Raw genomic sequence first — 14,651 nt, 5'->3', positions numbered from 1 at the left:
GTCTTTCTCAAAACTACCATCTAATTGAAATAATTAATAAAAACGCCGTAATTTTAAGGCCCAATTATATAAACAGAATTATGTTAGATTTTATAGCCAAAGGTTTGGCAAAAGTTTTCGGAACCAAATCGGATAGAGATATAAAAGAGTTTACCCCAAAAGTTGCTGTAATAAATGAAGCCTTCCAAAAATTACAGGCTTTGACAGATGATCAGCTGAGGGAAAAGACCCAAGAAATCAAGTCCATCATCAATGCCGACCTGAAATCATTTGATGATAATATTGCAGATCTCAAAAAGCAGATTGATGCTCTGTCTCCTGACAAAGTTCATGAGAAAGATGCACTTTTTACCCAAATCGAAAAAATCGAGGCAGATAGAGACGAAGAGCTGGAAGTCGTTTTGGACAAAGTGATGGCAGATGCCTTCGCGGTGGTAAAAGAGACTGCAAGAAGATTTAAGGAAAATGGGAAGCTTGTGGTAAAAGCCACGCTTGCAGACAAAGAATTGTCGGCCAGAAAACCAAACGTAGAAATACAGGGAGAGGAAGCCATCTGGCACAACAAGTGGATGGCAGCCGGCAGTGAAGTGGTCTGGGACATGGTCCATTATGACGTACAGCTGATTGGCGGGATGGTACTTCACAAAGGTAAAATCGCCGAAATGGCAACAGGTGAAGGTAAAACATTGGTTTCTACACTTCCCGCCTATCTCAATGCATTGGCCGGAAGAGGTGTTCACCTGGTGACGGTCAATGATTACCTTGCCAAAAGGGATTCTGAGTGGAATGCACCTCTGTTTGAGTTCCATGGCCTGACAGTGGATTGCATAGACAAGTATCCGCCCAATTCCGACGCGAGGAGAAAAGCTTACTCTTCAGACATTGTTTATGGGACAAATAATGAATTCGGGTTTGATTACCTAAGGGACAATATGGCCCGAAATGCAGATGATCTGGTACAGGGAAAGCATCATTTTGCCATGATTGATGAGGTCGATTCTGTATTGATTGATGATGCCAGGACGCCTTTGATTATCTCCGGTCCTGTACCAAGAGGAGATCAGCATGAATTTGACGAGATGAAGCCAAGAGTGGCTACCTTGGTGGATGAGCAAAGAAAGCTTGTGCAGGGATTTCTGACAGTTGCCAAAAAATTGATTGCGGAGGGAAAAGAAAAAGAAGGTGGATTGGCACTTTTCAGGGCGTACAGAGGTATGCCAAAATATAAGCCTTTGATTAAATACCTTTCAGAACCAGGTATCCGGGTTATTTTACAAAAGACCGAAAATTTTTACCTACAGGACAACAAAAGAAATATGCCTGAGGCGGACGAACCGCTTTTATTTACCATAGAAGAAAAAACAAACGGGATAGAATTGACAGACAATGGGATAGAAACTATCACTGCCAAAAATGAGGATCCTACCTTCTTTATCATGCCTGATATAGGTGTGGAGATAGCCGAAATGGAGAAAAATCCAGATTTGGACGATAAAGAGAAATTGATCCGCAAAGAGGAAATTATCAAAGATTATGGTGTAAAAGCCCAGCGTATCCATACGGTCAATCAGTTGCTGAAAGCATACTGTATGTTTGAAAAGGATACAGAATATATAATTGTAGACGGCAAGGTGAAGATTGTGGATGAGCAGACAGGCCGTGTGATGGAGGGAAGAAGGTATTCAGATGGCTTACACCAGGCCATAGAAGCCAAGGAAAATGTAAAAGTAGAAGATGCCACGCAGACTTACGCTACCATTACCCTTCAGAATTACTTCAGAATGTACCATAAGCTTGCCGGTATGACCGGTACTGCTGAGACAGAGGCTGGAGAGTTTTGGACCATTTATAAGTTGGATGTGGTCGTGATCCCTACCAACAAGCCAATTATCAGAGACGATAGAGAAGATAAAGTCTACAAAACAGTCAGGGAAAAATTCAATGCAGTAGCAGACGAGATCGTAGAACTAACCCAGGCCAAAAGACCGGTACTTGTAGGTACTACTTCTGTGGAAATTTCAGAAGTGCTTTCCAGAATGCTCACGATCCGAAAGATCAACCATCAGGTATTGAATGCCAAGCAGCATGCTCGTGAGGCAGATGTGGTAGCAGAGGCAGGTAAGCCCGGGACGGTGACTATCGCAACCAACATGGCAGGCCGTGGTACAGATATTAAGCTTACTCCCGAGTCCCGTGCAGCAGGTGGATTGGCCATCATCGGTACTGAAAGGCATGAGTCCCGACGTGTCGACCGTCAGCTTAGAGGTCGATCAGGTCGTCAAGGAGATGTGGGCTCTTCCCAATTCTTTGTTTCCCTGGAAGACAACCTAATGAGGATGTTTGGTTCGGACAGAATTGCCAAGCTCATGGATAGAATGGGACTGGAAGAGGGAGAAGTGATTCAGCATTCCATGATTACCAAGTCTATCGAAAGGGCGCAAAGAAAGGTAGAAGAAAACAACTTTGGTGTCAGAAAAAGACTTCTTGAGTATGATGATGTCATGAATTCCCAAAGGGAAGTGGTCTACAAAAGAAGGAAAAATGCACTCAAAGGCGAAAGACTTGAATTGGACATACTGAATATCATGTATGATGTGGCATTTGATATTGTTCAGATGGCCAAAACCACTGAAGACATCGAAAACCTCAGAATGAACATATACAGTTCACTTGGAATTGACCATCAATTCTCCGAGGATGACATCAAAACCAAAGATGTCAATGTGCTTACTCAAGAACTATTTGATGCAGCCTATCAAAGTTACGTTTCCAAAAATGAACGCATCCTGACCAAGGCTATGCCTGTCTTGAGTGATGTATATAACAACCGTGGCGCCACAGTCAAAGAAATCATGGTGCCGATCACAGACGGTATCAAACAAATCGGTGTAGTGATCAACCTTGAATCCACTGTCAGTAATGAAGGAAGGGATCTGATCAGAGCTATAGAGAAAAATGTAACCTTGGCCATCATCGATCAAAACTGGAAAGAGCACCTTCGGGATATGGATGACTTGAAACAGTCCGTTCAGAACGCCGTTTATGAGCAGAAAGATCCGCTTTTGATCTATAAGTTTGAAGCTTTCGAAATGTTCAAAAGGTTTGTAGGCAAACTCAATGAGGATACCATTTCATTTTTGGCCAAAGCGGAACTGCCTACACAAGATCCCAATCAGGTCAAAGCTGCACAAGCTCCTAGACGAGAGGACAACAGAGTCACGGCTTCCAAAGAGGAAGTTGGCAGTACGCTAAATCCTGGGGCCAGCAGGCAAGCTGCTGCAGCAGTAGCCAGTCGGACTGAAGCCCCTCAGGTGGTAGCGCCTAGAAAATCCGAGAAAGTTTATGGACGTAATGACCGTGTTACCGTTCAATATGCTGATGGTAAAACAGTCAAAGACGTCAAGTACAAAAGTGTGGAACAAGACATCGAAAGTGGGAAGTGTGTCATTATCGGATAAAGTAAAAGAAATCATGAAAAGATCCTTGATTGCAATTTTAGTGTCGGTTTTCCTGTTAAGTTCTTGTGCCATCTTCAAAAAATCTGGCCCAAAAGCGGATGAGTTTGCCGATTACACTGAAGACATCAGCGGTGAAAGGATCACTTTTTCTGATTTGAGTGAGCAGGCCAAGAAAGTGTCAGATGCTGCGCCCAGAGAAAGTGCTGAAGCGGTTGATGATGACTTAGAATATGCTTTGAAAGCATTTAAGGATAAAAATAAGGGTGAGCGTTACTGGAACGGTTTTACCGTTTTGGTGTTCAGCGGAGTAGACAGAGAACAAGCCTTTAAGACCCAGAAGGAGCTAGAGGAATCCTTTCCTGATATCAAATCAGATATGCAGTATCAGCAGCCCCGCTACCTTTTGAAGGTTGGCAAATTTGTCAACAGAATAGAAGCCCAGCCTTATTACCACCAATTAATTGAAAAATTCCCTACTGTCAGAATCATACAGGACAGGTTTCAAAGGGAAGGATATGTAAATCCAGACCCCGTAGAGGATGTTGAAAGACCAGATCAGAACATTAGCCAAGACCTATAAATCCGAATTTATTTCCAATAGAAGGCACCTTCATGCCAATCCCGAACTTTCTTTTCAGGAATACAAAACGGCTGAGTTTGTAACTTCCAAGCTGAAAGAAATAGGGATAACCCAAATCGAAACAAAGGCAGGTACAGGAATTGTTGCTTTGATTGAAGGGTTCAATCCATCCCAAAAGACGATTGCTCTTAGGGGAGATATGGATGCATTGCCGATAATGGAGGAGAATGACGTGGCCTACAAATCCCAGAATCCCGGAGTGATGCATGCCTGCGGTCACGATGTACACACTTCCTCACTCCTTGGAGCAGCCAAGATTCTTCATGAGCTGAAAGACCAATTTGAAGGCACCGTGAAGTTGATTTTTCAACCTGGTGAAGAGCTGATCCCCGGCGGAGCTTCATTGATGATCAAGGACAAAGCACTTGAAAATCCAAGACCTTCCGGTATAGTAGGGCAGCATGTAATGCCTTTGATCCCTGTCGGGAAAGTAGGCTTTCGCTCAGGCATGTACATGGCAAGTGCAGATGAACTTTATATTACAGTGAAAGGTAAAGGAGGCCATGGCGCTATGCCGGAAATGCTGGCTGATCCTGTTTTGATGGCGAGTCATATGATAGTGGCATTGCAACAGGTAGTGAGCAGAAATGCTTCCCCAAAGATTCCTTCAGTTCTTTCTTTTGGTAGGATAGAAGCGCTGGGTGCGACCAACATTATCCCTAATGAAGTAAAAATCCAGGGTACTTTCCGCACGCTAAATGAAGAATGGAGAGCAAAAGCCCATATCCAAATGGTGAAAATCGCCAAAGGCATTGTAGAAGGCATGGGGGGTGAAGTGGATTTTGAAGTAAGGAAAGGATATCCCTTTCTAAAAAATGCGGAAGAGCTTACCGAAAGAGCAAAGAATGCTGCTAAAGACTATTTGGGCGAAGAAAATGTAGAAGACCTGGACATCTGGATGGCTGCAGAGGATTTTTCTTACTATACACAGGAAATAGACGGCTGTTTCTATCGTTTAGGAACCAGAAATGAATCCAAAGGAATCACTTCAGGGGTTCATACCCCGACTTTCGACATAGATGAGGATGCCATGGAAATCGGTGCCGGACTGCTGGCATGGATTGCAGTCAATGAATTGAAAGCATAAAAGAAATAAGCCCTTGGCAAAATAAATAGAAAATTAATTCTACCTATTGAAAGACAAGTTCGCCAGAATAATAAACAACCCTCATTCTAATTTATTTCAACTATAATTCCATTGTATTTCTACTGTATTTCAATCATTAAGTAGCCAATATCTATAAATATCTACCAGTATCCACGAATATCCCTAAGCCTATCCCGAATCGCTTCGCTCTCGGGACTTCCGCTAAAGCTCCAGTTTCAATAATATTTCAACCTTATTTCTACATTATATCCATAATATTTCTAGTTTATTAAAGAAAACATGAAAAGAATTAAAACCCTTATCTTGGCCATTTTGATGGCTTTCAGCATCAATACCCAATCATTTGCCTGGGGAGGAATCGGGCATTATGTAATCGGCAAGCTTGCAGAATGGCACATGAATCCGGAAACAGTCAAAAAAGTAGAGGATGTGTTACAGAAGCAATCCATCTCTGGTGTTGGGGTGTGGATGGACAATATCCGCGCAGACAAAAAATACGATTATACCTATACTTGGCACTGGGTGACTACCGTGGATGGGGAATATGATCCCGAAATCCAAGAAGAAGGAGGAGATGCATACTCAGCCTTGCTACAGCTGAAAGAAAACCTGAAAAAAGGGGGCTTGAGTGCTGAGGAAGAAAGAGATCAACTCAGAATGCTGATCCACATTGTAGGAGATTTGCATCAGCCTTTTCACGTGGGCAAGCCTGGTGATAGGGGTGGAAATGACGTAAAAGTGAGTTTTTTCAATAAGGAAACCAACATCCATGCGATCTGGGATTCTGATATGATTGAAAACAAAAAGATGAGTTACACAGAAATCGCTCATGAGCTGAATAAAAGAATTACTCCTGAGTTGAAAGAAAAATACACCAGCAAAACACCAGCGGATTGGTTGAGAGAAGCGGCCGCTATCCGTCCTGATATGTACGATATTCCTGAAAATAATCGCATAGGGTACGATTATATCTATAAGCACTACCACCATACTGAAGAGAGACTTACAGCTGCCGGAATCAGACTTGCTGATATTCTGGAAGAAATCTACGGTTCCAATTGAGTTTGAACCTTACAGCGACTTTTGTTTAGCCGGTGATTGATCATCGGCTTTTTTTTACCAAAAATGTATAATGACTTCAGGAAAAATTAAAGTACTTCATATTTATGGATTAAAAAGAATCAACTATTTTGTACATGTAAGTGTACAAAAATTTAAAATCGTGCTCAGTACCTCCATTTCAGATTTTAGAAGGGATATCAAAGCTTACTTTGATAAATTCACTGAGGATTTTGAAACCCTAATTAATTTTAAATAAGCCTTGGCCTCTTTTTTTGACACCAAAATAGAATTTCTTCGCGGCATGGGTCCGCAAAAGGCTGCTTTGATCAACAAGGAGCTGAATATTTTTACCTATGGGGAGCTTTTGCAGCATTATCCTTTTCGCTATGAAGACAGATCAAGGTTTTACAAGATCAGAGAGATAAGCGAAGAACTGGAAAATGTTCAGGTCGTCGCCAAAATTCGCAAAGTAGAAAGCATTGGTGAAGGAAGGAAGAAAAGGCTGGTAGCCCATATTTTTGACGATACTGGGGAAATGGAACTTACTTGGTTTAAAGGGATCCAATGGGTGGTCAAAAAACTGGTGACTGGCGTTCCTTTTGTTTTTTTCGGAAAGCCAAACCGGTATGGTAGAAAATTCAGTATTGCCCACCCTGAGATGGAACCTCTGAATCAAGGGCTGGAGCAGCGAAGCTCTTTTCTTCCGGTATATTCCACCACTGAAAAACTGAGGATAAAGTTCCTTGACTCCAAAGGGATTTCAAAAATTATGGAGGGACTTGTCCAAGCTGCACTGCCGCAGATTCAGGAAACTTTGCCCATGGATATCATACAGAGGTTCAATCTAATTTCCAAAAGAGAAGCCATCCGTCAAATCCATTTTCCGGATAATCCCGAAATTTTAAAGAAGGCAAGGTTTAGGCTCAAGTTTGAGGAATTTTTCTTTGTACAACTCCGGCTGTTGAAACTCAAGCTGACAAGAACCGAAAAATCCAGGGGTCAGGTACTTTCCCAAACAGATTTGCTTACCAAATTTTACAAAGAACACATTCCTTTTGAATTGACGGAGGCACAAAAAAGGGTAGTCAGGGAATCCTTTGCCGATATGAAATCAGGAAAGCAGATGAACAGGCTTATCCAAGGGGATGTGGGCAGTGGTAAAACCATGGTGGCATTTATCTGCATACTCATTGCCATCAGTTCCGGAGCGCAGGCATGTCTTATGGCACCTACCGAGATACTTGCCAATCAGCATCACGAGGGGCTGAAGGAATATGCTGACATGATGGGCCTCCGCATTGCTTTGCTGACAGGGTCTACCAAAAAGTCCACAAGGAAGATCATTCATGAGATGTTGCTTTCAGGAGAATTGCATATTCTCATTGGTACGCATGCGCTTTTGGAAGATATTGTTCAGTTCAGAAATTTGGGATTGGCCATAGTAGACGAACAGCACCGCTTTGGAGTGGCACAAAGGGCCAAACTCTGGGAAAAAAACAAAGAGTTTCTTCCTCATGTGCTGGTGATGACAGCTACTCCTATTCCCCGTACCTTGGCCATGACCCTGTATGGTGATCTGGACATTTCAGTCATAGATGAGCTTCCGGCAGGAAGAAAGCCAATTCAGACCGTGCACAGGTATGACAAAGACAGGTTGAAGGTTTTTGGATTTATCCGTAAGCAGATTTTGGAAGGTCGGCAGGTGTATATCGTTTATCCATTGATCGAGGAGTCAGAAAAAATGGACTTGAAGAGCCTAATGGATGGCTATGACAGTATCTGTAGGGCTTTTCCCGAATTTCCGGTGAGTATCGTGCATGGGGACATGAAAGCAGCCGAGAAGGATTTTGAGATGCAGCGATTTGTAAAAGGTGAAACCAAGATCATGGTGGCCACTACTGTTATTGAGGTTGGGGTGAATGTGCCCAATGCTTCGGTAATGATTGTAGAAAATGCCGAAAGATTTGGTCTCTCCCAGTTACATCAATTGAGGGGAAGAGTAGGAAGAGGAGCGGATCAGTCTTATTGTATTTTGATGAGTAAATATGAATTGTCCAAGGACAGCCGCGTACGGTTGGACACCATGGTCAGGACAAATAATGGCTTCGAAATAGCAGATGTGGACCTCAAGCTAAGAGGACCTGGGGACCTGATGGGCACCCAACAAAGTGGCGTTGCTGATTTGATGATTGCCGACCTGAGCAAGGATGCTCCGATTCTTACCATGGCGAGGGATGCAGCCTCATTGTTGATTCAGGATGATCCGGAGCTCAGTAAACCTGAAAACACTATGGTGCTTCGGCAGATCAGGTCCCATAAGAAACACCAGATCAACTGGAGTAGGATCTCCTAATGCTTCCTTTTCCCGCAGATTTCGCTGATAGAAGGTTGGGATTGGTTTGATTAATTCAATTCAAATCATCTGCGCTTATCTCCGAAATCTTCGGGAGGTATTTGTATTCCTGAAGATATGGCTGGTAAGCGCAGATGAATAGGACTTAAATAGCTACTCTTTCACCGGTTTCACCTGATTTAAGTATTGCTTCGACAATCTTAATGTCCTGCAATCCCTCTTCTCCCGGTACAGGCATAGGTCGTCCTTCCATGATTGCCAAAGCGTCCATATCCATTTGATTGGCTTGTTGCCAAGGAATTTCATACGGATAATTGATCTCTCCAAGTGGGCTTTTCCCCTTGTTTCCTGCATAAGATGAAAATGGCTCAATCTCTATCTTGCCCTCTTCACAGGTCACAGTTAGAAAATTTGTGTTTTCATAGAATGAAGTTTTGATTTTACCGATCACACCTCCAGGAAATTCCAGTTCGGCTTCCACCACTTCTCCAAGCCCATCTTGGTAAATTTCCGGCCTTTCGGCCCATATTTTTGCGCTTTTCACAGCTATGGGTTCCATATTACTGCCCAGACGGGCACCTTGAATGGCATATACGCCCATGTCATAGATGACACCACCACCCATTTCCTTTTTCTGTTTCCAGTGGTCGGTCCGGTTTTCTCTGTATCCCGCTGCACAGTCCACGGCTTTAACCTTACCTAGCTTTTCGTTTTTCACAATATCCTGATAGGCCAAAGTGTTGGGCTCGTGTTGACAGCGATAGCCAATAGAAAGGGTAACATTATTTCTCTTACAGGCGTCGATCATGGCTTGGCATTCTTCCGCTGTGACAGCCATGGGTTTTTCGCACCAAACATGCTTTCCTGTGTTTGCTGCCTTGATGGTATATTCCATGTGCATGGAAGGAGGAAGAACAATGTAGATCACATCAATATCATCATTTTCGGCGATGCCGTCCATGTTGTTATAGTTGTAGATGTTCTTTTCAGGAATGTTGTATTTTTCTTTCCAGGCCTCAGCTTTGGATGGGGTGCCGGTGACAATTCCGGCCAGGTAACAGTTTTTGGTCTGCTGCAATGCAGGCGCCAGCAGGTCTGTGCTGTAGTAACCCAGCCCTACCAGTGCTACCCCGAGCTTTTTGTCCTTAGGTGGATCAGCACAAGCAAAAAGGGAAAAAGGTGAAACAAGGCCGATTCCGGACACCAAGGAAATGGTTTTTAAGGTGTCTCTTCTACTCAGATTTTTCATGGTTCAATAGGTTTAATGTAAAAGGTTTAGCTAAACCTTCAATTTAAGGTTTTTGGGGAGGGGAGCAAAATTTTCCGTACATTAGAATATCTGAAAATCTTAAAACCATTGAATCATGAGGTACTACCTTGCCTTTTTTTTATGCTTGATCATGAGCATTCCGTCTTTTTCCCAACAGAGTAAACCTTATATCAGTCTGGCCGAAGCAAAGAAAATAGCTGATGCTGCTGAAGCAAAAGCTTTGGAAAATGAGTGGACTGTGGTCATCGCCATTGTAGATGATGGTGGGCACTTGATTTTACTTCGGAAAATTGACGGAACACAGATTGGCAGTGTGGAAGTGGCACAGGCCAAAGCCCGCTCGGCAGTTTACTTTAAGCGGAGTACAAAGGTTTTTGAAGATGGGGTCAATGAGGGAAATGTGCGAATGCTTTCCCTGCCCAATGCAGTGGCTTTGGAAGGAGGTCTGCCTATTTTTAAGGATGGATTTTGCATAGGCGCTATTGGCATTTCCGGAGTCAGATCTGATCAGGACGGAGTAATTGCGGCCGCGGGATTGGAAGTATTGGAAGAAAAATAAAAAATACGACATGAAAATTTATAGACAGCTATTCATAACGATGACAGGCATTTTGATGCTTTTGATTTCCTGTCATACAAAAGAGGTCAAAAAACTTGAATCCGGAGAAGGTTTCGTAAAGGTGGATGGTGGAGAGGTCTGGTATGAAGTCGTGGGGGAAGGCAATAAGCTTCCCGTATTGCTTCTGCACGGAGGGCCAGGAGGGGCGAGTTTCGGTTTCGAACCACTCAAAGAAATGTCCTATGATGGGCCATTGATTTTTATGGATCAATTGGGTTCGGGGAGGTCTTCTGCCATATCAGATACCAGCTTGATGACAGTAGAGCATTATGTGGATCAGGTAGAAAAGTTAAGAAAGCACTTGGATCTTGAAGAGTTTATTCTCTATGGGTCTTCATGGGGGACTATGTTGGGGGTTTCATATTATTCAGAATATCCTGACGCGGTCAAGGGTATAGTATTCAGCAGTCCTTTGTTCAGTACAGACATGTGGATAGCGGATGCAGATACTTTGATTGCAACTTTGCCGGATTCTGTACAGCAGGTCATCCGCTACCACGAGGAGTTGGGGGAATTTGACCATCCAGATTATCAGGAAGCGGTCAAATTATATTACAGCCTTTATGTGAGGAGGAAAGAAAGCCCTCAGGTAGACCGTAGTCACATGAACCTTAGCCCTGGGAAGCAAATTTACGAATACATGTGGGGGCCTAGTGAATTTACTTCCACAGGTACTTTGAGGACTTTTGACAGGCTCAATGATTTGGGAAAAATAGCAGTGCCGGTTCTGATTTTTACGGGTGAGTATGATGAAGCCCGGCCCAGTACGGTGGGATACTATGCCAGCCTGATCCCCGATGCCAGATTTGTAGTTATTCCGGATGCTGCCCATGCTACTTTAAATGATAATAAAGATTTTACCCTTAAGACTGTCAAAGATTTTCTGGATGAGATCAATAGATAAAATTTTTTCTAGGATTTTTAGAGGAAAACACTGAATGGTAATGATTTGTGTTTCAATGAAAAGATAGAGTTACAATAAGCTTTCAAGTAAAATTGAACCCAGTGGTAAATATTTACAAGGAATATTAGTTGGAATTGAGTATATTAAGAAATTAGAAAGTATAGAGTATTTTGAGTTTTTAGAAGTATATGAATAAAGAAAAATTGACTTTTCAGCAAATCGCTGAAATGGACCTCCCTAACATTATTGTGTTTGCAGCCCCGATTATGATTGGGCTGGTTGCTTTGGAATGGTACCTGTCTTACAGACAGAAAAAAGACTATTATGACAGTAAAGATACGATAGCAGCTACAGTGATTGGCTTGGTGAATGTGGCCATGAGCGCCGCGATCAAAGTGGTAACATTCGGGATCATCCTGTTTTTCTACAACCTCGTTCCTTGGACCATCCCTATGACCTGGTGGTCATTTGTACTGTGTTTGTTCTGGTTGGATTTCTGGAGGTATTGGGCACATAGAATAGCACATGAAAACCGTTTTTGGTGGGCTACACATGTGACACACCATAATTCAGAAAAGTACAATTGGTCAGTTTCTTTCCGTCTAAGCTGGACCCAGCATATCAAGATCATTTTCTTCATTCCTGTGGCATTGGCAGGTTTCCACCCAGTGGTGTTCTTTATAGTCCATCAATTGGCTGTTTTGTACCAGTTTTGGATCCATACGGAGTACATCACCAAGCTTCCTAGACCGATTGAATTTTTCTTCACCACTCCATCACATCATAGGGTGCATCATGCCAGTAACGAGAAGTATCTGGACAAAAACTACGGCTCCACATTTATCATTTGGGACAGGATGTTTGGTACTTTCCAACCAGAGGAAGAAAGACCGGACTACGGTCTGACAAAACAGATCAAATCTTATAATCCCATTACCCTAAATTTTCACGAATGGTCTGACATTGTAAAGGATGTCAGAAATTCCCGCTCACTCAAAGAAGCTTATGCCATGGTGTTTACCAGGCCAAGTGAACTGGAAGCCAAAAAGATGGAGTTTCAGAAAGAATATGAGGAGAAGACTAGGGTGAAGGTGAATGGATAAATGAATTGCTTCATGTATTACAGGTCCTGAACCTGCGGACATTGATCGAGATTGATTGGATACTGGGATATTAAGAATTGAAAGTTCGACCGTATTCTAAAATTGGGAATTCATAATGTATTGTAAGTGTCAGGCTTTGATATTTCTGGTCAGAGTAAAATGAAATAAACCTGAGAGCAATTTTAATGCTTTCAGGTTTTTTTGTTTTCCTATCTGCTTTTCAAGCAATCAAATACATATCTTGAAATTTTCATGCCTAAATTCGTTTATCAAATTAGCGGAATGTACATAAAATACGCTAACTGAATAGCTCAATTTATATAAATTAGGCTAGATGGCTAGCGCAATTAACAAAAAAAGAGGCTTTTGGCCCCTTTTCATACTTTTCATGTAATTAGTTTTTCTGATAAAACCGATCATGGAAATGGTAGCGATGATCTTTTTCGGCTTTTTCTTTTTCAGTTTTGACATCAATATTGATGATAGAAGGGTTCTTTTCTTCTTTACCTACTTTTGGCCAATCCGGCAATCCATCACCATTGGGATCTCCTGTTTTCACAAAATTGGTAAAGTAGCCAAACATGGTTTTTGAAACTTTGTTGTCCTCTGCTGTCCATTCATAATCCTTAATCAGATGAAGATTGCCCATGGCATATTCAATTTCCATGGCATGAGGTGCACCAATAGCTTTTGGTGCCGGTTCAGCGCTCTCTGCCCTAACCGTACCTCCTGCAAATCCTGATGTCAAAGACTTGTCCACCAATGGCGGTCTAAGTTTGCTGAATAGGTAGCGGTAGACAGGTTGCTCTGAGTTTTTTCTATGCAAATCAGCCCATTTCCAGGTACTGTATACGATAAACCTGTCAGAGGCCAAATCTGTGGCAGATTGGGCTACTTCTTCTGCATTGCTATGAGGATACATTTTCAAAACTTCTTCATAATCCTCAGGATAAGTTTCTTTTACTTTTGCTACAAAATTCTCTTTGGTGTATGGTTTTCCCTGCATAAAGGCCATTCCGTTCATTTCAGCTGAATTCCAACCTACCAAGAGTGGTACCTGGGCCTGCTGACCAGCTTCAAAGGTTTCAGGTAGGGTTTTATCCAAAAAGTAATTGTCCAATACTACCGGAAAGCCAAACCTTCCCGTTTCGGTATACATTTCAAAAATGTCCTTAGTAGACATCTTTCTCAACTCTGCTATGGAATTTATTCCCTTGCTTTCCAGAAATTCCTTTCCTGTTTGTTCAGCTTCTTTCAGGCTTACTGGAGCCAAAGTAGGAAAAATCCCTGCCCCACTTTCGCCAATAGCACCCGCAATCAGCCCTCTGGACAGGGGTGAAGCCATTTGATAAGATACTGAAATGGAGCCTGCTGATTCACCGGCTATGGTGATTTTGTCAGGATCACCCCCGAATGCCTCAATGTTATCTTTCACCCATTGTAAAGCTAAGGCCTGATCGAGTAAACCATAATTGCCGGAGGCCTTGTAAGTTGCTTCGGAACTGAGTTCCGGGTGTGCCAAAAAGCCAAAAATATTTAATCTGTGATTGGCCGTAACTACCACAACACCTTCTTTGGCCATGCTCTCACCATTGTATCTTGGCTCGGAGGCATCACCGGCTACAAAACCACCTCCATAAATGTAAAATAAGACTGGGAGTCCTTTTTCCCCTCTTTTGGCAGGTGTCCAGACATTCAGGTACAGGCAATCTTCACTCAGGCCATCCGACCAGGAATTCATGTCCCCAAATACATTGGCCTGTACTGGCCTAGGACCGAATTTCTTGGTTTCTTTTACTCCCTCCCAATTTTCTGGTGCTTGGGGAGCTTTCCACCGCAGCTCATCAACCGGCGGCTTGGCAAAAGGAATTCCGAAATATTTTGCCACTCTGGACTCCGTATCGTAATTTCCCTCGATCAGGCCGTTTTTGATTTTTGTCTGCACTGGTAAGTAGTAATTGCCGGATTGCTGGGCCAAAACATTGCCTGCAATCAGCAGTAATAGAAATGAGTTGATGATAAGTTTGAATTTCATGGTTAAAGCAGTCTATTGTTACCTATTGAGACAATAATAATTGTTTGTTTGGAAAAAACCTATTTACTTAGGACCGAAATATTAATGACATAAATCGGG

10 protein-coding genes are annotated in these 14,651 nt (G+C 42.6%); 8 read left to right on the top strand and 2 right to left on the bottom strand.

Annotated elements, in window-relative coordinates; all coding sequences use genetic code 11:
- Positions 1–80 precede the first annotated feature (80 nt).
- The 5 genes from secA to recG all read left to right on the top strand — a co-directional run bounded on the left by secA (position 81) and on the right by recG (position 8,621).
- Positions 81–3,458, top strand: coding sequence for a preprotein translocase subunit SecA (gene secA / locus EGN73_RS15830; protein WP_219292014.1), 3,378 nt, complete (start codon positions 81–83; stop codon positions 3,456–3,458).
- Between the two features lie 13 nt (positions 3,459–3,471).
- A complete protein-coding gene (locus tag EGN73_RS15825; protein ID WP_219292009.1) occupies positions 3,472–4,038 on the top strand; it encodes a hypothetical protein in 567 nt (188 codons plus the stop codon).
- The gene (locus tag EGN73_RS15820; protein ID WP_219292006.1) at positions 3,998–5,185 is read left to right on the top strand and encodes a M20 metallopeptidase family protein; all 1,188 of its coding nucleotides are present in this window, start codon (positions 3,998–4,000) and stop codon (positions 5,183–5,185) included. The genes EGN73_RS15825 and EGN73_RS15820 overlap by 41 nt, the downstream gene beginning before the upstream one ends.
- 300 nt (positions 5,186–5,485) lie before the next feature.
- Complete coding sequence (locus tag EGN73_RS15815; RefSeq protein ID WP_219292003.1) at positions 5,486–6,268, top strand: S1/P1 nuclease; 783 nt, start codon at positions 5,486–5,488, stop codon at positions 6,266–6,268.
- Between the two features lie 259 nt (positions 6,269–6,527).
- Positions 6,528–8,621, top strand: coding sequence for an ATP-dependent DNA helicase RecG (recG, locus tag EGN73_RS15810; RefSeq protein ID WP_219292001.1), 2,094 nt, complete (start codon positions 6,528–6,530; stop codon positions 8,619–8,621).
- Between the two features lie 145 nt (positions 8,622–8,766).
- Here the strand turns inward: recG and EGN73_RS15805 are convergent, their stop codons facing one another.
- Positions 8,767–9,870 carry a Gfo/Idh/MocA family protein gene (locus EGN73_RS15805; RefSeq protein ID WP_219291998.1) on the bottom strand — a complete coding sequence of 368 codons (1,104 nt, stop codon included), beginning with the start codon at positions 9,868–9,870 and terminating at the stop codon, positions 8,767–8,769.
- Positions 9,871–9,985: 115 nt separating this feature from the next.
- Here EGN73_RS15805 and EGN73_RS15800 point away from each other — a divergent pair, with 115 nt between their 5' ends.
- From EGN73_RS15800 to EGN73_RS15790, 3 genes are all read left to right on the top strand, one after another.
- On the top strand, positions 9,986–10,450 hold the full coding sequence (locus EGN73_RS15800; protein ID WP_219291994.1) for a GlcG/HbpS family heme-binding protein: 465 nt from the start codon (positions 9,986–9,988) through the stop codon (positions 10,448–10,450).
- 10 nt (positions 10,451–10,460) lie between these two features.
- Entirely contained in the window at positions 10,461–11,414 is a 954-nt protein-coding gene (locus EGN73_RS15795; RefSeq protein WP_246611612.1) for a proline iminopeptidase-family hydrolase, read from the top strand.
- A gap of 188 nt (positions 11,415–11,602) precedes the next feature.
- Positions 11,603–12,517: a sterol desaturase family protein gene (locus EGN73_RS15790; protein ID WP_219291991.1), complete on the top strand. Its 915-nt coding sequence runs from the start codon at positions 11,603–11,605 to the stop codon at positions 12,515–12,517.
- Positions 12,518–12,911: 394 nt separating this feature from the next.
- On the opposite strand, the gene EGN73_RS15785 is transcribed toward EGN73_RS15790, so the two are convergent.
- Positions 12,912–14,552: a carboxylesterase/lipase family protein gene (locus EGN73_RS15785; RefSeq protein WP_219291989.1), complete on the bottom strand. Its 1,641-nt coding sequence runs from the start codon at positions 14,550–14,552 to the stop codon at positions 12,912–12,914.
- Positions 14,553–14,651: the final 99 nt, after the last annotated feature.

It is taken from the genome of Arthrospiribacter ruber (assembly GCF_019343195.1).
Lineage (GTDB): Bacteria > Bacteroidota > Bacteroidia > Cytophagales > Cyclobacteriaceae > Arthrospiribacter > Arthrospiribacter ruber.
Note: the sequence above shows the minus strand (reverse complement) of the source record. Positions and strands in the feature narration are given on the sequence as shown.